The organism is Pseudomonas sp. F-14 TE3623, assembly GCF_053629015.1.
On the sequence record NZ_JBRJHM010000001.1, the window covers coordinates 62425 to 87086 of the forward strand.

Below are 24662 nucleotides of genomic sequence, written 5' to 3' on the forward strand. Positions count from 1 at the left end.
GCCCAGGCCGGGGGTTTTGCTTTATACAGATTAAATGCCCCGTACATCCCCCCCGCCGCATAGCCCGTCTACACTCGAAACATTCCCCCAAGCCATAACGAGACCGTTATGCCCAGATGGCCAACCGTGCTTTTTTTGCTGTCGCTGATGACCTGGACCGCAACGGCTGGCGCGTTGACTCTTACCGACGAAGAACGTAGCTGGCTAACGGCTCACCCGGAATTGCGCCTGGGCGTGGACGCGTCCTGGCCGCCGTTTGAATTTCGCGACGAACACGGGCGTTATCAGGGCCTGGCAGCGGACTACATCAACGTCATCCGTCAACGGCTGGCCATCAAACTCACGCCCATCGAGCCGGTCAGCTGGACTGAAGTCTTGCAGCAGGCCAAACAAGGCAAGCTAGACATCTTGCCAGGCATCATGTCGACTCCCGAGCGCCAGACATATCTGTCGTTCACACGCCCCTATCTCGACTTTCCGATTGTCATTCTGGCTCACGTCGGAGGTGCCCAACCGCGCAAAATCGAAGACCTGTACGGGCTGAAGATCGCTGTGGTGGAAAACTATGCCCCCCATGAACTATTGCGCACCCACCATCCCGACCTGAATCTGGTAGCGATGCCCAATGTCAGCTCGGCGCTGCAGGCACTGGCTACCGACGCCGTGGACGCCGTCGTGGGCGATCTCGCCTCCAGCGTCTGGAGCCTGCGCCAGCTCAAGCTCGACGGGCTCTACGTCAGCGGTGAAACACCCTATCGCTACCAATTGGCGATGGCCGTGCCCCCGAACAACAAGCTGCTGGTCAGCATCCTCGATAAAGTCCTGGCAGACATGACCCCGAGTGAAATCAGTGCCATCCAGGAACATTGGGTCGGTAACGTTCTGGACCATCGAACGTTCTGGCTCGATGTGCTGATGTACGGCCTGCCAGGATTACTGTTTCTGATGATCGTGCTGGCAGTGGTTATCCGGATCAACCGCCGACTCAGTTCGGAAATTGCTCGTCGGGTCGCTCTGGAACAGGAGCTGCGCAGCAGCGAATACCATTACCGCGGGCTGGTGGAGAGTCTTTCGGCTATCGCCTGGGAAGCCCGGATCAGCGATTACACCTACAGTTACGTGTCACCTCACGCTCAGGATCTCCTTGGTTATCCCCTGCCCCATTGGCTGATTCCGGGCTTCTGGCGCAACATTATCCACCCCGCGGATCTGACCCGGACCCAGACCTTCTGCGACCGTGAAGTGGCGGCCGGACGCGATCACAGCGTCGATTACCGGGTCATCACCGCCGACGGCCGTTGCCTTTGGGTCCGTGATATCGTCAGCCTGATCGAGCACGCCCATGAACCAGTACTGCGTGGGCTGATGATCGATATCAGCGAAGCCAAGCGCACCGAAGAGGCGCTGCGCCTGTCGGAACAAAAGTTCGCTTCAGTGTTCCAGCAATGTCCGGATATTCTGGTGATCGCACGGCTTTCCGACGGTTGTCTGCTGGAGGTCAATGAAGCGTTCGAAGAACAGATCGGCCTCAAGGCCGAAGACGTCATAGGCCAGACCGCCACCGACCTGAACATCTGGGGTGTACCCGGTGTGGGGCCAGGTTTGTTGCAGCGGTTGCAGGCCGGCAGCATCCGCAACCTGGAGATGCCCTTTCGCCGCAGCAATGGTCAGGTGTTTACCGGCCTGATTTCTGCCGAGCCTTTCGATCTCGATACCACCCCGGCCCTGGTGGTCGTTGTGCGGGACATCAGCCAACTCAAGGAAACCCAGCAACAACTGCAAACCTCCGAAGAGAAGTTCGCCAAGGCCTTTCATGCCTCCCCCGACGGCTTGCTCCTGTCCCGGCAGAGCGACGGTTTGCTGTTGGAGGTTAACGAGGGCTTCAGCCGTATTACCGGCTTCAATAGCGCGATGTCCGTGGATCGCTCGGCCCTGGACCTGGGAATCTGGGTCAATCTCAACGAACGCAAACAGATGCTCGAGCGGTTGCACCGGGATGGTTTTGTCCGCGACTTCAGTTGCCACATCCGCCGCAAAGACGGGCAGATCCGGCTCTGTGAGGTTTCAAGCCGGCCGTTGCCCATTGGCGATGAGGCCTGCATGCTGACCATCGCCCGGGACATTACCGAGCGACATCTGATGCAGGAGAAACTGCAACAGGCCGCCACGGTGTTCGAGAGCACCGCCGAGGGTGTATTGATCACCGACACCCAACAGCACATCAGCGCGGTCAATCGTGCATTCACCGAAATTACCGGCTACAGCGAGAGCGAAGCGCTGGGCCACACCCCTCGCCTGCTCGCATCGGGCCTGCACGACAGCGCATTTTATGCGGCGATGTGGCATCAATTGACCGCCGACGGTCATTGGCAAGGCGAGATTTCCAACCGGCGCAAGAACGGCGAGCTCTACCCGAGCTGGCTGACCATCAGCGCGGTGCGCAACCGGGACAAACTCATCACCCACTTTGTTGCGGTGTTCGCGGACATTTCCAGCCTCAAGCACGCGCAGGCCAAACTCGACTACCAGGCGCACCACGACCCGCTGACGGGCCTGCCAAACCGCACGCTGTTCGAGAGTCGGCTGTTGACTGCACTGAACAGCCAGCAGGAAAACGGGGGCCAGGGCGCGGTGCTGTTCCTGGATCTGGACCGTTTCAAACACATCAACGACAGCCTCGGCCACCCGGTTGGCGACCTGCTGCTCAAAGGCATTGCCGTGCGCCTCAAGGAGCAACTGCGCGATATCGATACCGTGGCGCGGCTGGGTGGCGACGAATTCATCATCCTGCTCCCCGGTCTGCAACAGTCCAGCGATGCCGACAACATTGCCACCAAGCTGCTCAATTGCTTCTCCGCCCCTTTCCAGGCCGGCGAGCACGAGTTTTTCATCAGCGCCAGCATCGGCACCAGCCTGTATCCCAAGGACGGCTGCGACGTCGCTACGCTGGTCAAGAACGCCGATGCCGCGATGTATCGCTCCAAGGCCAAGGGCCGTAACCGGGTTGAAAGTTACACCCGCGACCTCACCGCCCAAGCCAGCGAGCGCGTGGCGCTGGAACATGAACTGCGGCGCGCCATCGAGCGCAATGAGCTGTTTTTGTACTACCAGCCCAAAATCAGTCTGGACGATTATCGAGTGGTTGGCGCCGAAGCGCTGATTCGCTGGCATCACCCCACCTTCGGTGATGTACCTCCCGAGCACTTCATTCCCTTGGCCGAAGAAAACGGCATGATCCTGCAAATCGGCGATTGGGTACTTGAGACCGCCTGCCGACAGATGTACGAGTGGAATCAGGTCTATGAGTGCCTGGGCCCACTCTCAGTCAACCTCGCGGGCGCGCAACTGCGCCAGCCGAATCTGCTTGGCCGGATCGAACAACTGCTCAAGGACAACCACCTCAACCCCGGCTTCCTGCAACTGGAAATCACTGAAAACTTCATCATGAGCCAGGCCGAAGAGGCGCTGGCGGTGCTGCATCAACTCAAACGCCTGGGCGTGCAACTGGCGATCGACGATTTCGGCACTGGCTATTCGTCCCTGAGCTACCTCAAACGCCTGCCGCTGGACATTCTCAAGATCGACCAATCCTTCGTCCGCGGCCTGCCAGACGATCCGCATGACGCGGCGATCGTTCGCGCCATCATCGCCCTGGGCCGCAGCATGCAATTCACCGTCATCGCCGAGGGCGTCGAAACCCAGGCGCAGCAGCAATTCCTGGCTGCGGAGGGCTGTGAACAGATCCAGGGTTACATCGTCAGCCTGCCACTTCCCCCCGACGAATTCGCTGCGACGTTTCTTCGTACAGCCATATTGGATTTTTCGGATAGCACAGCTGAGAAACCATCGCTATAATCCGCGGCCTACTGAGGGCCTATAGCTCAGTTGGTTAGAGCAGGGGACTCATAATCCCTTGGTCGTAGGTTCGAGTCCTACTGGGCCCACCATACTCAAAGCCGCGCACTGCGCGGCTTTCGTGTTTCTGGGTGGCCACCGTTGATACAGCCCTATGGACACCGTCGCGATCCAGGACTGGTGACTCCTTCGCTGTAAAGGCTTAAGTGATCCGCCTTAGCTCGCTTGGTGAGCTCCCTTTTCAGCCGGTGCAAGTTCGGGGAACTCAACCAGCAGTGCCTTGTTACCCCTGGCGATGTGTTCCATCACCGCCATGGCGATGTTTTCACGCACCCTCCCGACCGAGACGTAATACATGGCCCAGGCTTGTTCGGGTGTGCAGTGGCCGATCTGCTCCTCAATCTCCTTGTAGGCTTTGTATTCGTCCGACTCCAAGTAGCATTGGCAATCACCCTGGTACATGATTTTTCTCCCTCCCTGGAACCTCTGTGCCCCCTAAGTAAGTCGGCTGATACGGGCTGCCCCTGCTCCCTACGTGATTTCACATACACAGAACCAGATTAATTTTCTTTAAAAACTATAAACCCACATCATACTTACGGAGCAATTCTTCAATACGGCTCCACCGCCGCTCATTAAAACCAACTGACTGTTTATCCAGCGACATAGAACTACGTGCAATTAGCGACTCATATCTCTCAATCATTTTTATCAGCACTATCAATTCTTTAATTTCGCTTTTAATTTCTCTGTAAACGCCCATAGCCCCCTCACATAAAATAAAGACCCCCCATAGAACATCAAAGACGACAACCAAGTCAGATCACGTACCACTCTTCACTTTGGTCCAAACCCGAGTGCGGATTCGCTCCAACTTCAATGGCAGCGGCTCAAGTGGAACAAGTGTAGCAACGGTCTTTTTGTCTGGATAAATCCAAGTATTGTCGCGCAGCTTCTGCTCAACAAACTCTGTGGCATCTTTATTAGCGTTAGGATACAACGTGTGATTTGAGCTCTTGGCAATAACTTCTGGCCGCAACATATAATTAATAAATGCCATGCCTTCCTTTGGGTGGGGAGCATCTTTTAACAGAACCAAATTTTCTGACCAAACCAGCGCTCCCTCGCGAGGAAGGCTGTATGCAATCTTGCGTCCAGTATTAGCCTTCTCGTTGATGGCCTGCGCAGCAAGGGCACCATTGGCCCAACCTACAACTGCACAAATATTGCCATCAGCCAAGTCAGAGTCGATTCTGGATGAGTCGAAATAGAGGACGTAGGGACGGATTTTTAACAACAGGGCTTGAGCTTTCTGGTAATCATCCGGATTCCTACTGTTGCTAGGGAGCCCAAGGTAATGCAAAGCAATTGAAATGATCTCACTTGGAGAATCGAGCATTGCCACACCGCACGACTTGAGTTTGCTGATGTTTTCTTCTTTGAAGATCAAGTCCCAGCTATTCACCGGAGCATTATCACCTAATGCCGCTTTGACTTTATCAACGTCATAGCCAATGCCGGTGGTGCCCCATAAATAGGGAACAGCGTAGCGATTACCAGGGTCATTGACCGCAACCTGGGACAAGATATCAGGGTCGATGTGTGACAAATTACTCAGCTGATTACGATCCAACGGCTGAAGTACTCCCGCCTGGATCAGGCTTGGCAACACGTTGGAGGTAGCCACAACCACGTCGTACCCCGTGCGCCCAGCCATCACTTTGCTCTGCATGATTTCAGCACTGTCGAACGCGTCCATATGGATGCTGGTGCCGGTTTCCTGCTCAAACTCCTTTGGGGTCTCCGGTGCGATAAGCCCGAACCAGTTATACAGATACACCCCAGGCTCTACAGCCCCCACTGATGTGCTGATCCCTGCACAGAGAAGCGAGGCTGCAAAAATGGTTCGCAAAGGTGATTTGCTCATACAACTATCCTTGTCAAGACGACATGCCCTCATGGCCATCGTGAATCCTGATCGTGAATATACCCGGCATTGACGAATAGTAAATACCTACGAATACTTACCTGCGACCTACGAATCCCTAACCCTAAAGGGGTAGAAAATGCCACTCGACCTTCATAGCCTGGCTTGGCACCGATCGATTGGAAAGCTGATCATGCAGTTGAACCGTCCAGAATTCTGGAGCTCACTTATTCGCACGTTAAATGAATATGTGCAGATCGATAACTGGGTCGTATTAATATTTAGCAATCAACAAGTACAAGTTGTTAGTCTCCCTGAAATAGCAGATACAGAAGAGGTAGATGCCTTTATTCATCGCTACGTGAAGGGACTTTATATGCTGGATCCATTTTATATAGCTAATCGAGAAAACCCGCAGAGCGGTTTCTTTCACATGCTGGATATTGCACCGGAGCACTTCCTTGAGACTGAGTACTATCACCAATACTTCGCACAGTATATTTCTGTAGATGAAGCGCAGTACAATGTCCAGCTTGACTCCGATAGAACGCTATGCATTTCCTTTGGTAGTAACGCCCGCTTCAACCAAGAACAAATAACAATACTTGATATTATCAAACCATGGGTAACTGCATTAATGCATCAACGCATGTGTTTTGAGATTGACGTAGAAAAAGATTCCCCTGAACCAACTCCATGGCCAGAAGCGATTCTCCAGCTAGGCACACAAATAACAACGCGCGAAAAGGACGTCCTCAAATTATTACTTAGCGGCTTCTCTAACAAAGAGATAGCAGGAAAACTTTCCCTGTCGGCAGAAACAATAAAAGTTCACCGCCGAAATATTTACGCCAAATTAAACATCAAATCACAACCCGAATTGTTTGCTCGTTTTTTTATGCCAAAACAGGATATCTGCCCTGCAAATTGAAGTCAGCGCCTGGCACTTTTCAGGCCCAAACACTCAACGATGGAATGGCCTGCACAGGCCGCAACCGTTCAAGCATTTCCCCCGTCAACACGACCTCATAGGTATCCGCCGGCCTCCCCCATTGCTCCACAATGACCATGCCATCTACCAGCGCCGCGCCCAAGCCGGTAATCGTGTCGGCCAATGCCTCTACGATTTGTTGGGTCCGCAGCCATAAACGATCAGTAATCTCTTTAAGCTCGGCAGTTATGCGCTCGGACGACGCTGGATCCGTATCGGGGTAGGAGATATTTCGCAGCAAGTGCCGTAACTCCCTTACTTTTGCGTAATCCTGTTCCGCCCCAAGCTCTCCATTCAGGATGGCTGTCGCTTTCGTTTTATCGACGAGTTTCCTGGCTGAATGCTTTGCAGGTAAGGTCTGACTCATAGCGCCAGCAAAAAGGACTATCAGCCGACCTTCCAAATGTTCCTTCATTTCTTCTATCGAGGAAATTGACCGCGTCAAGATAATGGAAGCCCCAGCCTGATGCCTCAAGTCCATGGTGACTTTCAGGGTCACATCACCCGTTTCAAAGCCCAAGGCTCGGGCAATCACGTAGTGCCCCATTTCGTGATTCGCAATCTGCAATGCATGTTCCCGTATAGCGGGAGGCATCTTCTTCATCATTCCCATCATCTCCCGTCAATGCCCTCCGTTGCGTATTCGACTATGAGAGTAACGGCTCGTGTCCATGCTATCGATGTAGAACCCGTTTCGCATCATTACTCCAGCCGTGTACGGCAATTACAACGTACTTGCCGTCTCTACACTGCCGGGCGAGATTGCCAGCCTTGAAGACACCGAACTATTGCCCCAGCGAAAGCACAAAAATGCCCGACTGCGTGATGAGACCGTCGCCTGGCTGTGGGAGCGGGCTTGCGCGTAACTGATGCCAGTTCAGACAACCGCCACAAGCACCGCGCAGGATGTGCCTGTAACATGGCCGCCCATTGCTCTGTGCCGCTGGAGATGCCCCTTTGCCTGACACTCGCCCGCCCGTTCTTGACGAAATCGACCGCCAATTGATCGCGGCCCTGCAGATCAATGCCCGCGAAAGCGTGGCCATGCTCGCCCGGCAACTGGGTATCGCCCGTACTACGGTGACGTCGCGTCTGGCACGGCTGGAAAAGGCCAAAGTCATCACCGGTTACGGTGTGCGCCTGGGGCAGCGCGTGGTGGATGGCGGATTGCAGGCGTACGTCGGGATTACGGTGCAACCGCGGTCCGGCAAGGAAGTGCTGCGTCGTCTTAGCGCCATGGCGCAGGTTCAGCAGTTGTGCGCGGTGAGTGGTGAATTTGATTACGTGGCGTGGTTGCGCACCGACTCGCCGGAGCAGCTGGATCAGTTGCTGGATCAGATTGGCAGTGTGGATGGCGTGGAGAAGACGACGACTTCGATCATCTTGAGCAGCAAGATTGATCGGGGGCAGCCGGTTTGAGTTTCAACCGGTAACTCTTCATTGTCTGATCGGGCCTCATCGCGAGCAGACTCGCTCCCATACTGACCAGTGTGTAGCAATTCATCGTCATATTGATCAGACAACTAGCAAAATGACGACACATTGCGTCTTATTAACGTGTTCTACGCTCTCTAGAATGGCTGCCATCTTTTCCTATACTCAGACGCGCACGCTGCGTCAGGTCGCCAGCAAGGTCAGCCATGAACAAGAACAATCGCCATCCTGCAGACGGTAAAAAACCGGTCACCGTTTTCGGCCCGGACTTTCCTTTCGCCTTCGACGACTGGATCGAACACCCGGCCGGGCTGGGCAGCATTCCGGCGCACAATCACGGTGCCGAAGTGGCGATTGTCGGGGCTGGCATTGCAGGCCTGGTGGCTGCCTACGAATTGATGAAGCTGGGCCTCAAACCCGTTGTTTACGAAGCCTCGAAGATGGGCGGTCGCCTGCGCTCCCAGGCATTCAACGGCGCTGAAGGCATCATCGCCGAGCTCGGCGGTATGCGTTTCCCGGTGTCGTCGACCGCGTTTTATCACTACGTCGACAAGCTCGGCCTCCAGACCAAACCCTTCCCGAACCCGCTGACGCCTGCGTCGGGTAGCACGGTAATCGATCTGGAAGGCAAAACTCATTACGCACAGAAACTGGCGGATCTTCCTGCACTGTTCCAGGAAGTCGCTGACGCCTGGGCCGATGCTCTGGAAGCCGGCTCGCAGTTCTCCGATATCCAGCAAGCAATCCGCGACCGTGACGTGCCGCGCCTCAAGGAACTATGGAACACCCTGGTGCCGCTGTGGGACGACCGCACGTTCTATGATTTCGTCGCCACCTCCGAAGCCTTCGCCAAGCTCTCGTTCCATCACCGCGAAGTGTTCGGCCAGGTCGGTTTCGGCACCGGCGGCTGGGACTCGGACTTCCCCAACTCGATGCTGGAAATCTTCCGCGTGGTGATGACCAACTGTGACGATCACCAGCACCTGGTAGTCGGCGGTGTGGAGCAGGTGCCGCTGGGCATCTGGCGCCATGTACCGGAGCGTTGCGTGCATTGGCCTGAAGGCACCAGTCTCAGCTCGCTGCACAGTGGCGCGCCGCGCTCCGGCGTGAAAAAAATTGCCCATGCACCGAACGGGCGTTTTACCGTTACCGATAACTACGGCGACACACGCGAATACGCGGCAGTACTGACTACCTGCCAGAGCTGGCTGCTGACCACCCAGATCGAATGCGACGAAAGCCTGTTCTCGCAAAAGATGTGGATGGCCCTGGACCGCACCCGCTACATGCAATCATCGAAGACTTTCGTGATGGTCGATCGCCCATTCTGGAAGGACAAGGACCCGGAAACCGGTCGCGACCTGATGAGTATGACCCTCACCGATCGCCTGACTCGGGGTACCTATCTGTTCGACAATGGCGACGACAAGCCGGGGGTGATTTGCCTGTCGTACTCGTGGATGAGCGACGCGCTGAAAATGCTCCCGCACCCAGTGGAAAAACGCGTGAAGCTGGCCTTGGACGCGTTGAAGAAGATCTACCCGAAAGTCGACATCGCCGCGCGGATCATCGGCGATCCGATCACCGTGTCGTGGGAAGCCGACCCGCACTTCCTCGGGGCTTTCAAAGGCGCCCTGCCCGGCCACTACCGCTACAACCAGCGCATGTACGCGCACTTCATGCAGGACGACATGCCGCCCGAGCAGCGCGGGATTTTCATCGCCGGCGATGACGTTTCGTGGACGCCGGCCTGGGTCGAAGGTGCGGTGCAGACGTCGCTCAACGCGGTATGGGGGATCATGAAACACTTCGGCGGTGAAACTCACGCCGAAAACCCGGGTCCAGGAGATGTGTTTAACGAGATCGGTCCGATCGCCCTGCCCGAGTAAGAGGAATCCGAAATGCGCGTAGCCCTTTACCAATGTCCACCGCTGCCCCTGGATGTCGCAGGTAACCTGCAACGCCTGCATCAACTGGCGCTGGAGGCCAAGGGCGCAGACTTGCTGGTGCTGCCGGAGATGTTCCTGACCGGCTACAACATCGGCATCGATGCGGTCAGCGTGCTGGCGGAGGTGCACAACGGTGAGTCGGCGCAGCAAATCGCGCGCATTGCCAAAGCGACGGGGATTGCCATTTTATATGGCTACCCGGAGCGCACCGAAGACGGGCAGATCTACAACGCCGTGCAGTTGATCGACGCCGATGGCGAACGGTTGTGCAACTACCGCAAGACTCACTTGTTCGGCGACCTCGATCATTCGATGTTCAGCCCCGGGCCGGATGAGTTTCCGCTGGTTGAACTCAACGGCTGGAAGCTTGGCTTTTTGATCTGCTACGACCTGGAGTTCCCGGAAAACGCCCGGCGTCTGGCCTTGGCCGGTGCCGAGCTGATCTTGGTGCCGACGGCGAACATGATTCCCTACGATTTCATCGCCGATGTCACCGTCCGCGCCCGAGCCTTCGAAAACCAGTGTTATGTGGCCTACGCCAACTACTGCGGCCACGAAGGCGACATCCAGTATTGCGGCCAAAGCAGCATCGCCGCGCCGGATGGCAGCCGCATCGCCCAGGCCGGACTTGATGAAGCGTTGATTGTCGGTGAACTGGATCGTCAGATGATGATTGATTCCCGCGCCGCCAATCGTTACTTCCTCGACCGCCGTCCCGAGCTATACGGCGAGCTGAACAAGCCCTAATCCGCTAGCATTAGCGCTTCTCTGTTCTGGAAGTGCTCATGCCTGCGCTGAATCCCCCTCGCCTCCACACTGAAACCCTCGCCAATGGCCTGCGGGTGACGCTGCGTCATGCTCCCGATTTGAAGCGCTGCGCCGCTGCGTTGCGGGTCGCTGCCGGCAGTCACGACGTGCCACTGGCCTGGCCGGGGCTGGCGCACTTTCTTGAGCATTTGCTGTTCCTGGGTACAGAGCGCTTTCCCGCAGAGCAGGGGTTGATGGCCTACGTGCAAGGTCATGGCGGGCAGGTGAATGCGCGAACCAGCGAACGTACGACGGACTTCTTTTTCGAGCTGCCGCCTCAGGCGTTTAAGGGTGGACTTGAGCGTCTGTCGGATATGCTCGCTCATCCGCGTATGAATCTGGACGATCAGCGCCGGGAACGGGAAGTGCTGCATGCCGAATTTGTCGCCTGGTCGCGGGATGCGACAGCCCAGCAGCAATTTGCTTTGTTCGACGGGCTCTCGGCGGCTCATCCATTGCGGGCGTTTCATGCTGGAAACCGCTACAGCCTGCCGGTACCGCAGCCCGAATTTCAACAAGCGTTGAAGGACTTCTATCATCGGTTTTACCAGACCGGGCAGATGACACTGAGCCTGGCCGGGCCACAGAGTCTCGATGAGTTGAAGGAAATGGCGCAGGCGTTTGCGGTTGCTATTACCCCCGGCGAAAAAGTCCCTCAGACAAAGCCCACCTTGTTGATGGATTCTTCTGACAATAGTTATCAACAGGCAGGAGAACGTCGGCTTGATCTACTGTTCACCTTCCAAGCGCTGCCCGACTCAACGCCCGAAGCGCTGGCGTTCCTGTGCCACTGGCTGAACGCCGAAAAACCCGGCGGCCTGTTGGCGCAGCTGCGAGAGCATGGGCTGGCGGACAACCTGAAAGCCGCGCTGCTCTATCACTACGCTGGCCAAGCTTTGCTGCACATCGAATTCACCCGGCCCGCCAACGCAACGCAAACGGACAACGTGATCCGCGAACGGCTCCTGGATTGGCTGGGCTTTTTTGCCTCTCATCAGGATTGGGCCGAACTGCGCGAAGAGTATGCAGCCCTGCTACAGCGCCAACAGCAAGTCAGCGCCGCCCTGCAACGGGCCCAACGAGACAGCGAACAGCTTGAAGCCGGGCTATCCGAACAGGGCGTTGTCGCCCTCAAGGCAATCCTCAAACAAATCGGCGCTGTGGATAACTTCACCGGCCAATGGCAACTGCCGACACCCAACCCGTTTTTGCGCGCCGAGACTCCAGCCTCGAATGCCGGATTGATTCGCGGCCAGACCAGCGCCCATCGCGGCCTGCGGACTTTTGCCCAGGATCGCTCACGCAGTCGCCGCGAACGATCGCCGATGCAGTTCAGTCAGGCGTTGCCGGATAACACGGATGAAGGTGCGGTTTATCTGCGCTGGCGCCTGGAGTTCGCACCTCACAGCCGCCTTCAGTCGAATCTGGAAAACAACCTGCGGATGCTGCGCGAAGATGCGCGTCAGGCCGGTGTGGACTTTTCCTTCAGCGCTTCGGGTAATGAATGGCTGCTGAAAATGACGGGCCTGCAGGAACCGATGCCGACAGTCCTCGAACACGCGCTGAAGGAACTGACAAAACCTGATGCCGATTTCTCACAGGAAGAGCTGGCGGCCGTTGCGTTGATGCCGATTCGACAATTGCTCAAGGCGCTGCCCGAGCTATGCCTTGAGCACACCGAAGCCTCAGATGACTTGCAGCAACTCTGGTCGAGCGCGCGCTGGGATGGCCTGGCGGCAGGCCTGTCTGCCCAGACACAAGCGGCGATGGGGCTTGCCTTGAGTCGTATTCCCGGCACTGCGGACAGTCAACTGACGCCGCCTCCATCGATTCGCTCACAGCATCTCTGGAACTCCGTCGATACCGGCTCCAGCGAACACGCGCTGCTACTCTTCTGCCCGACAGCAACCCATGACATCGCCGATGAGGCCGCCTGGCGTTTGCTCGCACACGTAAGCCAGACGCCGTTCTACCAGCGCCTGCGGGTGGAGCTACAGCTTGGTTACGCCGTATTCAGCGGGCTACGCCAGATAAACGGCCAGACCGGGCTGCTGTTCGGTGTGCAATCACCGAGTGTCGCGCCTCTGGATTTGCTGGAGCACATCCAACAGTTCCTCAGCGAATCGGAAGGGATGATCGAAAGCATCGATAACGCGACCTTCATCGCTCAGCGCCAAGCCTTGGCCGATCAATTCGACAGCACCGCCCTGCCCAACGCCCAAGCAACTGAGCTGCTCTGGCAAGGCCAACTGGCCGGCCACTCGTCGGATTACCTGAAACGCCTGCCTCAAGCGATTCTGATGAGCGACCGCGAAGCCTTGCTGGCGGCGGTACAACGACTGAATCGGGCCGACGGTGGATGGCGCTGTCTGGCCAGCGGACCGGCCCCATCTACGCCTTGGCAAGTGGCAAAATGATCATTACCGGTGCTGCAATTAGCTTTCTCAAAGATTCGTGGCCAATCGCTCTGTAATTTTGAGTAACATAGCCGCCTAACTATCTGAACATCTCCGACTGGAGGTGGACTATATGTATAGGTCTCAACTGTCCCATCCACCTGAAGGAGCGCTTCTATGTCCTGGTCCAAACCTGCTTACACCGACCTGCGTATCGGCTTCGAAGTCACCATGTACTTCGCAAGCCGCTAAGCTCTGCCGTCTGGTAGAGAATGCAGTGCTACGCCTCGGCTCGCCGGGGCGTTTTTATTTTCAGCTTTCAATGATGGAGCGGCCATGTTTGTCCAGATTCTAGGTTCCGCCGCCGGCGGCGGTTTCCCCCAGTGGAACTGCAACTGCGTGAATTGCGCAGGTTTTCGCGACGGCAGCCTGCGGGCCGAGGCGCGTACCCAGTCGTCCATCGCGATTTCCGATGACGGCGTGAACTGGGTGCTGTGCAATGCTTCGCCGGACATCCGCGCCCAGCTCCAGAACTTCGCTCCAATGCAGCCAGGTCGCGCGCTGCGTGACACCGGCATCAGTGCAATCATCCTGATGGACAGCCAGATCGATCACACCACCGGCCTGCTCAGCCTGCGCGAAGGTTGCCCGCATCAGGTCTGGTGCACCGACATGGTCCACGAAGATTTGAGCACCGGTTTCCCGTTGTTCACCATGCTGACTCACTGGAATGGCGGGTTGAACTGGAACCGTATCGAACTCGATCAGAGCTTCACCGTCCCGGCCTGCCCGAACCTGCGCTTCACCCCGCTGCCCCTGCGTAGCGCCGCACCACCGTACTCGCCGCATCGGTTCGACCCGCACCCGGGCGACAACATCGGCCTGATCGTCGAAGACCTGAGCACCGGCGGTAAACTGTTCTATGCACCGGGCCTGGGCAAGGTCGACGTAGCGCTGATGAAAATCATGGCCAGCAGCGATTGCCTGTTGGTGGATGGCACGATGTGGGACGACGACGAAATGCAGCGCCGTGGTGTCGGCACGCGCACTGGCCGGGAGATGGGTCACCTGGCGCAGAACGGCCCCGGCGGCATGCTCGAAGTACTGGAACAGTTGCCCAAGCAGCGCAAAGTACTTATCCACATCAACAACACCAACCCGATTCTCGACGAGGATTCGCCGGAGCGCGCGGAGCTGGTTCGGCGCGAGGTTGAAGTGGCGTATGACGGTATGAGTATTGTGTTGTAGGAAACCAAGACCGCTGCGCGGTCTATCGCGAGCAGGCTCGCTCCCACACTGGATTGGGTTACCACTTGCCCCCTGTGGGAGCGAGCCTGCTCGCGATGAAGCCCGTACAAGCACTACACATCTAGGGTTGTACCCCGGAGAACCGCAATGACTGACACCGCAATGTCCCCCGCCGAATTCGAAGCGGCCCTGCGCGCCAAGGGCGCCTACTACCATATCTATCACCCGTATCACGTGGCGATGTATGAAGGCCGGGCGACCCGCGAGCAGATCCAGGGCTGGGTCGCCAACCGCTTTTACTATCAGGTGAACATCCCGCTCAAGGACGCCGCTATCCTGGCCAACTGCCCGGACCGCGAGATTCGTCGCGAATGGATTCAGCGTCTGCTGGACCACGACGGCGCCCCCGGCGAAGAGGGCGGCATCGAAGCCTGGCTGCGTCTTGGGCAAGCGGTAGGCCTCGACCCGGATCAACTGCGCTCTCAGGAATTAGTGCTGCCTGGCGTGCGGTTCGCCGTGGATGCCTACGTCAATTTCGCCCGCCGCGCCCGTTGGCAGGAAGCCGCCAGCAGTTCGCTGACCGAGCTGTTCGCGCCGCAGATCCACCAATCGCGCCTCGACAGCTGGCCGCAGCATTACCCGTGGATCGACCCGGCCGGTTACGAATATTTCCGTACACGTCTGGGCCAGGCTCGTCGGGATGTGGAGCATGGTCTGGCGATCACTTTGCAGCACTACACTACGCGGGAAGGCCAGGAGCGCATGCTGGAAATTCTCCAGTTCAAACTGGACATTCTTTGGAGCATGCTCGATGCCATGAGCATGGCCTACGAACTGAACCGCCCGCCGTACCACAGCGTGACCGAACAGCGGGTCTGGCATAAAGGAATTACCTTATGAGTTTCGATCGCAGCAAAACCCCGACATGGCGCACCGGCTACCGCTTCCAGTACGAACCGGCGCAAAAAGGCCATGTGCTGCTCTACCCGGAAGGCATGATCAAACTCAACGACAGCGCTGCGCTGATTGGCGGTTTGATTGATGGTCAGCGGGATGTCGCGGCGATTATCGCCGAACTGGGCGCGCAGTTTCCCGACGTGCCTGAGCTCGGTGACGACATCGAGCAATTCATGGAGGTCGCCCGTGCTCAGCACTGGATCGAACTTGCCTGATTCCGTGTCAGACAAGTTACCGCTCAAGCCCGAAATCGGCCTGCCCCTTTGGTTGCTGGCCGAGCTGACGTATCGCTGCCCGCTGCAATGTCCGTACTGCTCCAATCCACTGGATTTCGCCGAGCAGGGCAAAGAGCTGACCACCGAGCAGTGGATCAAAGTCTTTCGCGAAGCCCGGGAGATGGGCGCGGCGCAGTTGGGTTTTTCCGGCGGTGAGCCGCTGGTGCGCCAAGACCTCGCCGAACTGATCGCCGAGGCACGCAAGCTGGGTTTTTACACCAACCTGATCACCTCTGGCATCGGTCTCACCGAGCAGAAAATCAGCGACTTCAAGAAGGCCGGTCTGGACCACATCCAGATCAGTTTTCAGGCCAGCGACGAGCAAGTGAATAACCTGCTGGCCGGCTCAAAAAAGGCCTTCGCGCAAAAGCTCGAAATGGCTCGAGCGGTGAAGGCTCACGGCTACCCGATGGTGCTGAACTTCGTCACCCATCGGCACAACATCGACAAGATCGACCGGATCATTGAGCTGTGCATCGCCCTTGAGGCGGACTTCGTCGAACTCGCGACGTGCCAGTTCTACGGCTGGGCCCAGCTCAATCGGGTTGGCCTGTTGCCGACCAAAGAACAATTGGTTCGCGCCGAACGCATCACCAACGAATACCGCGCCAAACTGGAAGCCGAAGGGCATCCGTGCAAGCTGATTTTCGTTACGCCGGACTATTACGAAGAACGTCCGAAAGCCTGTATGAATGGCTGGGGCAGCATTTTTCTGACAGTCACACCGGACGGAACCGCCCTGCCCTGTCACGGTGCCCGACAGATGCCGGTGCAGTTTCCTAACGTGCGCGACCACAGCATGCAGCACATCTGGTACGACTCGTTCGGCTTCAACCGCTTTCGCGGTTACGACTGGATGCCCGAGCCGTGCCGCTCCTGCGACGAGAAAGAAAAGGACTTCGGCGGCTGCCGCTGTCAGGCGTTCATGCTCACGGGTGACGCGAGCAACGCCGACCCGGTGTGCAGCAAGTCGGAACATCACGGCGTGATTCTCAAGGCCCGCGAAGAGGCCGAACACGCGACCCAGACCATTGAACAACTGGCCTTTCGCAATGAACGAAACTCACGCCTCATCGCCAAAAGCTGAACCCTTAAGCGCCGCCAGGGCTGTCGCGGCCGGCATCGACTTCGCCGAGTTACAAGTCGGCAAGCATGGCCTGTTCTGGAACGAATACCGCCCCGAGGACGCCGCCTGCCGGATCTGGCAGTGGCGCGACGGCCAGGCTCATTGCCTGACACCGCCTACCTTCAGTGTGCGCAGCCGGGTGTACGAATATGGCGGCGGTGCGTTTTGTCTGACCGATGATGGGCTTGTTTTCGTCAACGAGGCAGACCAGCAGCTGTACCGGCAATCACTGACCGGTGAGGCGCCTGAGGTGCTGACTTCGAGTGAATGCCGCTACGGCGATTTGCACTTCTCCAACGGGCAAGTGCTGGCGGTGGAAGAGCACCGCGATCGACATCGCCTGGTGGCTATCGATCTGGTTGACGGCCAACGTCATCTGCTGGCCGAAGGCGCCGATTTCTACGCGGCTCCAACCGTGAGCCCTGACGGTCGACGTCTGGCCTGGATCGAGTGGAATCGCCCGGATCAGCCCTGGACCGCTACTCGCCTGATGGTTGCCAAGCGCCAGAGCGATCACACCTTTGCACAACCACGCTGTGTGGCGGGTGACGGTGCCCAGGAGTCACTGCAACAACCACGATTCGATGACAGCGGCCGTCTGTTTTGTCTGACGGATCGCGGCGGTTTCTGGCAGCCGTGGATGGAGTCGGGCAACGGTCTGCGTCCACTCCCGAGTGCTGCCGTCGACCATGGACCGGCGCCTTGGCAACTGGGTGGTTGCACGTGGTTGCCGTTGGGCGAAGACACTTATCTGGCGAGTTGGACCGAGGGCGGGTTTGGTCGACTGGGGCTTTGTCATGGCGATGGTTCCCGTGACGATTTCACGGGCGACTACAGCCGCTTCCGCCATCTCGCACAGGATCAACAGTTCATCTACTGCATCGCCGCTTCGCCGGTCAGTTCGTCGGCAATCATTGCCATCGACCGTGAAACACGCCAGGTCAACGTTCTGGCCGGCGGTATCGCACCGCTGCCCGCCGAACAGATCAGCCGCCCGCAAACCCTGCGCTATCCAAGCGGTTCGGGCGAGGCCCATGGTTTCTTCTACCCGGCGATGACCGGCGACACGAAAGCGCCGTTGGTGGTGTTCATTCACGGCGGCCCGACTTCGGCCTGCTACCCGATGTTCGACCCGCGAATCCAGTATTGGGCACAACGCGGCTTCGCCGTGGCCGACCTCAATTACCGAGGCAGCAGCGGCTATGGCCGCGCGTATCGCCAAGCGTTGCATTTGAGCTGGGGCGACGTGGATGTGGAAGATGCCTGTGCGGTGGTGGCCTACCTCGCCGATCGGGGGCTGATCGACGGCGACAAAGCGTTTATCCGTGGAGGCAGCGCCGGTGGCTACACCACGTTGTGCGCACTGGCCTTTCACAAGGTCTTCCGTGCGGGCGCTAGTCTGTATGGCGTCAGCGATCCCGTTGCGCTAGGCCACGCCACCCACAAGTTCGAAGGTGATTATCTGGACTGGTTGATCGGCGACCCGGTGCTGGACGCCGAACGCTACGCCGCACGCACGCCATTGCTGCACGCGAACAACATCAGCGTTCCGGTGATTTTCTTTCAAGGTGAACTGGACGCCGTGGTGGTGCCGCAACAGACCCGCGACATGGTCACTGCGCTACAGGACAACGGCATTCTGGTCGAAGCGCATTACTACGCCGACGAGCGCCACGGCTTTCGCAAGGCAGGCAATCAGGCCCATGCGCTGGAGCAGGAGTGGTTGTTTTATCAAAGGGTGATGGCGCTCGCGGGCTGAAACCGCGTCGCGCCCTTCGCGGGCAAGCCTCGCTCCTACGGGTATTGTGTTATCCCTGTAGGAGCGAGGCTTGCCCGCGAATGCTATTTACCTGACGCCGTGAATGTCAGCGCTTGGCGATGATGTACACCGCATGCACGATTCCTGGAATGTAACCGCACAACGTCAGCAGAATATTCAGCCAGAATGCCCCAGCGAAACCGACTTGCAGAAACACACCCAGTGGCGGCAACAGAATGGCAATGATGATTCGAATAAAGTCCATGGGGTAGCTCCTGATTGAAGTTGGCTCGTGTGAGCCATATAGCTAATCGACCTGTACCGTTCGTCAGGGTTCAGTGCGAATTCAGCTCATACCCTACACGCTAAACCTGCTACATGCCTTCAGCCTTAATGAGCTGAGTACTTTTTCGCAGACAAAAGAAAACCCCGCCGAAGCGGGGCTTTGCAGACTGTTTCCCTGACATCCATTTCACTCCGCCATCCTGGCAGAATCCTACGTGTCCGTGTTGTTGCTTTGCGCTTCCTGCGCGACGTCCATGTGAAGTAGATTAGCTCTGGATCCAATCTTCGCCTATGGGAAAACAGCAGCACGTTATGTAAGAGAATGCTTACACAACGTCAAAGGATCAGAATTGTCCTGCGTCCAGCAGGAACAGCGATTCGCTGCCCGCCTTTACCGACGTACTCAATGAATGAATACGCGGTAGCAGACGTGCGAAATAGAACCGCGCTGTACCGAGTTTGCTCGCGTAGAAATCGTCCTGCGCTTCTTTACCAAAGGCTGCCTTGGCCATCAGTGCCCACATGTAGGCGTAGGCCATGTAACCGAATGCTTGCAGATACTCGACCGACGCCGCGCCGATCTCGTTCGGGTTGTTTTTCGCCCGATCCAGCAACCACTCAGTCAGTTCGTCGAGGGTATCCACCGCATCATTCAACGGCTTGGTGAACTCCGCCAGGTTTGTATCGGCAGTCGCGGTGAAGTGGCGAATCTCGTCGGCGAACAATTTGTAGAACGCCCCGCCGCTACCAACGATCTTGCGTCCTACAAGGTCCAGCGCCTGAATACCGTTGGTGCCTTCGTATATCTGGGTGATACGCACGTCGCGCACCAGTTGTTCCTGGCCCCATTCACGGATGTAGCCGTGACCGCCAAATACCTGCTGGCCGTGCACCGTGGTTTCCAGGCCCAAGTCGGTCAGGAAGGCCTTGGCCACCGGGGTCAGCAAAGCCACCAAATCTTCCGCGCGTTTGCGGGTGGTGGCGTCTTCACTGAACTTGGCGGTGTCCAGCTGCATCGCCACGTAAGTGGAGAAGGCACGGCCGCCTTCGTTCGAGGCTTTCATGGTCAGCAGCATGCGACGCACGTCCGGGTGGACGATGATCGGGTCAGCCACTTTGTCCTTGTTCTGCGCGCCGGTTGGCGAGCGGCTTTGCAGACGGTCGCGAGCGTATTCGATAGCGTTCTGGTACGAGCGCTCGCCAGTGGCCAGGCCCTGGATACCGACGCCCAGACGCTCGTAGTTCATCATGGTGAACATGGCCGCCAGGCCTTTGTTCGGCTCACCAACCAGGTAACCGACGGCTTCGTCGAAGTTCATCACGCAGGTCGCGGATGCCTGAATGCCCATCTTGTGTTCGATCGAACCACAATTCGCCGGGTTGCGTGCGCCCAGACTGCCATCGGCATTGACCATGAACTTCGGCACCAGGAACAGCGAAATGCCTTTCGGCCCCGCTGGCGCGTCCGGCAGTTTGGCCAGTACCAGATGGATGATGTTCTCGGTCAGGTCGTGCTCACCGCCGGTGATGAAGATTTTGGTGCCGCTGACTTTGTAGGAACCGTCGGCCTGAGGCTCGGCCTTGGTGCGGATGATCCCCAAATCAGTACCGGCATGCGGCTCGGTCAGGCACATGGAACCGGCCCAGACACCGGCGTACATGTTCGGCAGGTACGCGGCTTTCAGCTCTTCGCTGGCGTGAGCGTTGATCGACAGGCAAGCGCCGGCAGTCAGCATCGGGTACAGACCAAACGACAGGCTCGCGGAGTTGACCATTTCTTCGACCTGCGCCGAAACCGCCTTGGGCATACCCATGCCGCCGTAGGTCGGATCGCCCCCGACACCCACCCAACCGCCTTCAGCGTAAGTCTGATAAGCCTGTGGGAAACCGGCCGGGGTGGTGACGGCACCGTCAGCCCAGCGGCAACCTTCTTCGTCAGCTGCACGGCTCAGCGGCGCGATGCTTTTGCTGGTGACCTTGCCGGCTTCTTCGAGAATGGCTTCGACCGTTTGCGCATCGACGGTCTCGGCCAGCGCAGGCAGTTCGGCCCACAGTTTGGCGACCTCGAAAACTTCATTGAGGACGAAGCGCATATCGCGCAGGGGCGCTTTGTAGTCAGCCATGGCAAACCTCGCAAGATCTAAACAGGTGGTTCGTAGGAATAGTGATTTCGTTGGTCTGAGTGTACCCCAACAACTTTTACGACACATAGGGTCAACTCATGACTGTTTTGTTATTTTTAGTCACTGAAGATCAGGCGGATGTCTTAGGTCCGCCCAAACGCATTCGCGGGCAAGCCTCGCTCCAGGTCGTGTCGCACGCATTTCAGGTGAACGACATAAAACCGTAGGAGCGAGGCTTGCCCGCGAAGCTTTTCAAGCCTAACCGTCAGAGCGCAAACAACTCCGCCGGCAGCTTCATCAGACAATCGCTGCCCGCCTCGATGGCCGCCCGATGAGCGGCGGTACGTGGCAGCAAACGTTTGAAGTAAAACTCGCTGGTCGCCAGTTTGCCCCGGCAGTAATCGGCATCGCCGCTGCCCGACTCCAGCTGCGCCTGAGCTACCAACGCCATGCGTAGCCACAGGTAGCCGAGGATGATGTAGCCGCTGTACATCAAGTAATCCACCGAAGCGGCACCGACTTCATCCGGATTTTTCATCGCTGCCATGCCGACCTTGGTGGTCAACTCGCCCCACTGCTGATTCAGACCATTGAGCTGCGCCACATAGCTGGCGAGTTGCGGATGTTCAGCGTTTGCCGCACAGAACTTGTGGACAATTTTGGTGAAGCCGCGCAGCAGTTTCCCCTGACTGCCAAGGACTTTGCGCCCAAGTAAGTCCAGCGCCTGAATACCGTTGGTGCCTTCGTAGATCGGCGCGATCCGGCAGTCGCGAACCAACTGCTCCATGCCCCACTCACGAATGAAACCGTGACCGCCAAATACCTGCATGCCGAGGTTGGTCACCTCCAGCCCGGTGTCGGTCATGAAGGCTTTGCAGATCGGCGTCAGGAATGCCAACAGGTCTTCGGCATCCTGACGCGCCGTTTCATCCGGGCTCAGATGCGCAACGTCCAGCAACTGCGCGGTGAAATAGGTCAACGCCCGGTTGCCTTCGTTGAAGGCCTTCATCGTCAGCAACATCCTGCGTACATCGGGATGAACGATGATCGGGTCGGCGACTTTTTCCGGTGCTTTCGGGCCGGTCAGCGAGCGCATTTGCAGGCGGTCGTTGGCGTATTTGATCGCGCCCTGGAAGCTCGCCTCACCCAGACACAAACCTTGCATACCGGTGCCGAGCCGCGCGTGGTTCATCATGGTGAACATGCAGTTCAGCCCCTTGTTTGGCTCACCGATCAAGAACCCCTTGGCGTCGTCGAAATTCAGTACACAGGTGGCCGAGGCCTTGATGCCCATTTTGTGCTCGATCGAACCGCAGGAAACGCCATTGCGCTCGCCCGCGTCGCCCTCGGCATTAGGTAGGAATTTAGGAACGATAAACAGCGAAATGCCCTTGGTACCGGCAGGAGCATCCGGCAGTTTAGCCAGCACCAGGTGAATGATGTTGTCACTCATGTCGTGCTCGCCGGCGGAGATAAAGATCTTGCTGCCGGAGATCGCGTAACTGCCATCGGCCTGAGGCAAAGCGCGGGTCTTGATGATGCCCAGATCGGTGCCGCAATGGGCTTCGGTCAGGCACATGGTGCCGGTCCATTGGCCGGCAGTGAGCTTGCTCAGATAGGTTTGTTTCTGTTCTTCGGTGCCATGGGCGTGAATCGCCGACATCGCACCGTGAGTCAGGCCGGGGTACATGCCCCAGGAGGTGTTGCTGGAACCGACCATCTCGCTGATGACCAACCCCAAAGAACTTGGCAAACCCTGGCCGCCGTAAGCCGGATCTGCCGCCAGACCATGCCAGCCGCCTTCAACGTATTGCGCGAAAGCCTGCTTGAAACCTGTAGGCGTTGTGACCACGCCGTTGTCGAAATGGCAGCCTTCTTCGTCGCCGCTGCGGTTCAGCGGAGCGAGAACGTTCTCACAGAATTTCGCGCCTTCTTCAAGGATCGCATTGATCATGTCCGGGCTGGCATCGGTGGCGCCCAGCGCGGCGTAGTTGCTGTGAAAATCGAAGACGTGGTCGATCAGAAAGCGCATATCGCGCAGGGGAGCTTTGTACTCGGGCATGGTCATTTCTCCGGCAGCAGATTGCTCAAACCTACTGCCGCGCACCACGCCTCACAATCACAGTCCAGACGCTGAATGCGCCATCATCACTCAACCCGCAGCGGCGTCCATGCGCACCGCGCCACGACGGTTCTGACCGAAAGCCATCACACAGTTTCGCCCCGCGCCCTTGGCGCTGTAGAGCGCCTGGTCAGCGGATTTGAGCACTTCTTCCGGCGAGCGCTGTTCCAGCCGCTCGGCGACACCGATGCTGACGGTGACCGATACACTCGAGGCGCCCGAGCCTGCGCGGCGCTGGCGTCCCTGTTGGTCATCCTGAGGACGGCTATCCTGATTGCGCAGCTGGATGTTGTAGGTGGCGATGGATTCGCGAATGACTTCCAGGTGCGGCATGCACTCTTCGAGGGTCTTGCCTGCAAACACCAGAGCAAATTCTTCACCGCCGTAGCGATAGGCCCTACCGCCCCCGCTGATTTTCGACAGCTTGCTGGCGACCAGTCGCAACACTTGGTCGCCGACATCGTGGCCGTGGGTGTCGTTGAATTTCTTGAAATGATCGACGTCGCCCATGGCCAGCACGTAATTGCGCCCCAGCCGTTGCATGCGTTCGTTCAGGGCGCGGCGGCCCGGCAGGCCAGTGAGCTCATCGCGGAAGGCCATCTGATAGGCCTCATGGGCAACCGCCGCGGCGATCATCAACATCACCTGGCTGCACATGATGTTCAGGGTGAATGGCAGGATGAAGGTTTTCGGCAACATCCAGAACAATCCCAACAGCCCCACCAATTGCGCAGCATGCAAGGGTCTTGGATTGCGCCAGTATTGCCAGGCCAGTAACAGGAAAGAGGCGATGAATACCGGGTAGGACAACTGGATCAGGCTCATCCAGGCACCATGCAGGGCTGGCCAGCGGATCTCCGACAGCCACATCAGCAGCGCCTGTGGGTAACTTTGTTCCAGCCCCAATGCCACGCTGCCGAACGCCAGCAACACGGCGAAGCGCGCCACCATGTCCTGGAACAGATGAGTACGCTCTTGCCAAGCGGCGAACAAGCCAAAGAGCAACGGCAGCAACAAACAGCAAAGATGGAAGACCACGGCGGCGTCTTCACGAACTTTGCCGTTGTCGCGGTAATAGTCGGTCTGGGTGTCGAGCAGAAAGTAGGCGGTGTATACCGTGACCATCAGAAACAGTTCACGCTGACGTCGGTAAACCGCGCAATACGCCCCGCCGAGCAACAGCACCAGCGTAGGCAGCACGTTGAACAGCGAAGTGAAGAAGACGTTGAGATCCTTGACGTAGGCAGCCGCAAGCCCCGCAAACAACAACAGCAGCGATGGCAAAAAATGACTGAAACGTACAGCGGAAGAACGCGGCAAGGGTAAAGCTCCGACCCGGCAAACAAAGATGGCATTGTGCCTGCATTCAAAGCAGCTAAGCACGTGCAATGTGACGTGTGTCACATCG

19 protein-coding genes and 1 tRNA gene are annotated in these 24662 nt (G+C 57.8%); 13 read left to right on the plus strand and 7 right to left on the minus strand.

Annotated features, from left to right (window positions below):
• The first annotated feature begins 108 nt into the window (after positions 1-108).
• Together AB7M29_RS00290 and AB7M29_RS00295 are read left to right on the plus strand one after the other, a co-directional pair.
• On the plus strand, positions 109-3855 hold the full coding sequence (locus AB7M29_RS00290) for a bifunctional diguanylate cyclase/phosphodiesterase (protein ID WP_454246117.1): 3747 nt from the start codon (positions 109-111) through the stop codon (positions 3853-3855).
• 15 nt (positions 3856-3870) lie between these two features.
• Positions 3871-3947 (plus strand) — tRNA-Ile (locus AB7M29_RS00295).
• A gap of 124 nt (positions 3948-4071) precedes the next feature.
• Here the strand turns inward: AB7M29_RS00295 and AB7M29_RS00300 are convergent.
• Both AB7M29_RS00300 and AB7M29_RS00305 read right to left on the minus strand, forming a co-directional pair.
• Positions 4072-4317, minus strand: coding sequence for a hypothetical protein (locus AB7M29_RS00300; RefSeq protein WP_052967143.1), 246 nt, complete (start codon positions 4315-4317; stop codon positions 4072-4074).
• Between the two features lie 361 nt (positions 4318-4678).
• Complete coding sequence (locus tag AB7M29_RS00305; RefSeq protein ID WP_217857362.1) at positions 4679-5782, minus strand: polyamine ABC transporter substrate-binding protein; 1104 nt, start codon at positions 5780-5782, stop codon at positions 4679-4681.
• Between the two features lie 139 nt (positions 5783-5921).
• On the opposite strand from AB7M29_RS00305, the gene AB7M29_RS00310 reads away from it, so the two are divergent.
• Positions 5922-6713 carry a helix-turn-helix transcriptional regulator gene (locus AB7M29_RS00310; protein ID WP_217857363.1) on the plus strand — a complete coding sequence of 264 codons (792 nt, stop codon included), beginning with the start codon at positions 5922-5924 and terminating at the stop codon, positions 6711-6713.
• Positions 6714-6732: 19 nt separating this feature from the next.
• Here AB7M29_RS00310 and AB7M29_RS00315 read toward each other — a convergent pair whose 3' ends face one another.
• The gene (locus AB7M29_RS00315) at positions 6733-7380 is read right to left on the minus strand and encodes a peptidase M41 (protein ID WP_217857364.1); all 648 of its coding nucleotides are present in this window, start codon (positions 7378-7380) and stop codon (positions 6733-6735) included.
• A 350-nt stretch (positions 7381-7730) separates the two neighbouring features.
• Between AB7M29_RS00315 and AB7M29_RS00320 the strand changes: the two genes are divergently transcribed.
• The 10 genes from AB7M29_RS00320 (at position 7731) to AB7M29_RS00365 (ending at position 18724) form a co-directional block, all read left to right on the plus strand.
• On the plus strand, positions 7731-8192 hold the full coding sequence (locus AB7M29_RS00320; protein ID WP_007980298.1) for an Lrp/AsnC family transcriptional regulator: 462 nt from the start codon (positions 7731-7733) through the stop codon (positions 8190-8192).
• Positions 8193-8413: 221 nt separating this feature from the next.
• Positions 8414-10096 carry a flavin monoamine oxidase family protein gene (locus tag AB7M29_RS00325; protein WP_095052657.1) on the plus strand — a complete coding sequence of 561 codons (1683 nt, stop codon included), beginning with the start codon at positions 8414-8416 and terminating at the stop codon, positions 10094-10096.
• A gap of 12 nt (positions 10097-10108) precedes the next feature.
• Positions 10109-10903 (plus strand): carbon-nitrogen hydrolase family protein, encoded by a 795-nt coding sequence (locus tag AB7M29_RS00330; protein WP_217857365.1) that lies wholly within the window; start codon positions 10109-10111, stop codon positions 10901-10903.
• A gap of 38 nt (positions 10904-10941) precedes the next feature.
• Positions 10942-13380, plus strand: a complete 2439-nt coding sequence (pqqF, locus tag AB7M29_RS00335) for a pyrroloquinoline quinone biosynthesis protein PqqF (RefSeq protein ID WP_454246118.1) — start codon at positions 10942-10944, stop codon at positions 13378-13380.
• Positions 13381-13536: 156 nt separating this feature from the next.
• Positions 13537-13611: a pyrroloquinoline quinone precursor peptide PqqA gene (pqqA, locus tag AB7M29_RS00340; RefSeq protein ID WP_009045898.1), complete on the plus strand. Its 75-nt coding sequence runs from the start codon at positions 13537-13539 to the stop codon at positions 13609-13611.
• Between the two features lie 84 nt (positions 13612-13695).
• Positions 13696-14607 carry a pyrroloquinoline quinone biosynthesis protein PqqB gene (gene pqqB, locus AB7M29_RS00345; RefSeq protein ID WP_048397792.1) on the plus strand — a complete coding sequence of 304 codons (912 nt, stop codon included), beginning with the start codon at positions 13696-13698 and terminating at the stop codon, positions 14605-14607.
• Between the two features lie 147 nt (positions 14608-14754).
• Positions 14755-15507 carry a pyrroloquinoline-quinone synthase PqqC gene (pqqC, locus tag AB7M29_RS00350; protein ID WP_063342344.1) on the plus strand — a complete coding sequence of 251 codons (753 nt, stop codon included), beginning with the start codon at positions 14755-14757 and terminating at the stop codon, positions 15505-15507.
• A complete protein-coding gene (gene pqqD / locus AB7M29_RS00355; protein WP_052967135.1) occupies positions 15504-15779 on the plus strand; it encodes a pyrroloquinoline quinone biosynthesis peptide chaperone PqqD in 276 nt (91 codons plus the stop codon). The genes pqqC and pqqD overlap by 4 nt, the downstream gene beginning before the upstream one ends.
• A gap of 4 nt (positions 15780-15783) precedes the next feature.
• Complete coding sequence (gene pqqE, locus AB7M29_RS00360; RefSeq protein ID WP_454248685.1) at positions 15784-16926, plus strand: pyrroloquinoline quinone biosynthesis protein PqqE; 1143 nt, start codon at positions 15784-15786, stop codon at positions 16924-16926.
• Positions 16892-18724 carry a S9 family peptidase gene (locus tag AB7M29_RS00365; RefSeq protein ID WP_454246119.1) on the plus strand — a complete coding sequence of 611 codons (1833 nt, stop codon included), beginning with the start codon at positions 16892-16894 and terminating at the stop codon, positions 18722-18724. Before pqqE ends, AB7M29_RS00365 begins: the two co-directional genes overlap by 35 nt.
• A 106-nt stretch (positions 18725-18830) precedes the next feature.
• On the opposite strand, the gene AB7M29_RS00370 is transcribed toward AB7M29_RS00365, so the two are convergent.
• From AB7M29_RS00370 to AB7M29_RS00385, 4 genes are all read right to left on the minus strand, one after another.
• A complete protein-coding gene (locus AB7M29_RS00370) occupies positions 18831-18989 on the minus strand; it encodes a YqaE/Pmp3 family membrane protein (protein ID WP_007904205.1) in 159 nt (52 codons plus the stop codon).
• Between the two features lie 364 nt (positions 18990-19353).
• The gene (locus tag AB7M29_RS00375) at positions 19354-21132 is read right to left on the minus strand and encodes an acyl-CoA dehydrogenase C-terminal domain-containing protein (RefSeq protein ID WP_454246120.1); all 1779 of its coding nucleotides are present in this window, start codon (positions 21130-21132) and stop codon (positions 19354-19356) included.
• A gap of 265 nt (positions 21133-21397) precedes the next feature.
• Positions 21398-23194: an acyl-CoA dehydrogenase C-terminal domain-containing protein gene (locus AB7M29_RS00380; RefSeq protein ID WP_454246121.1), complete on the minus strand. Its 1797-nt coding sequence runs from the start codon at positions 23192-23194 to the stop codon at positions 21398-21400.
• A gap of 90 nt (positions 23195-23284) precedes the next feature.
• Complete coding sequence (locus AB7M29_RS00385; protein WP_217857371.1) at positions 23285-24574, minus strand: GGDEF domain-containing protein; 1290 nt, start codon at positions 24572-24574, stop codon at positions 23285-23287.
• Positions 24575-24662: the final 88 nt, after the last annotated feature.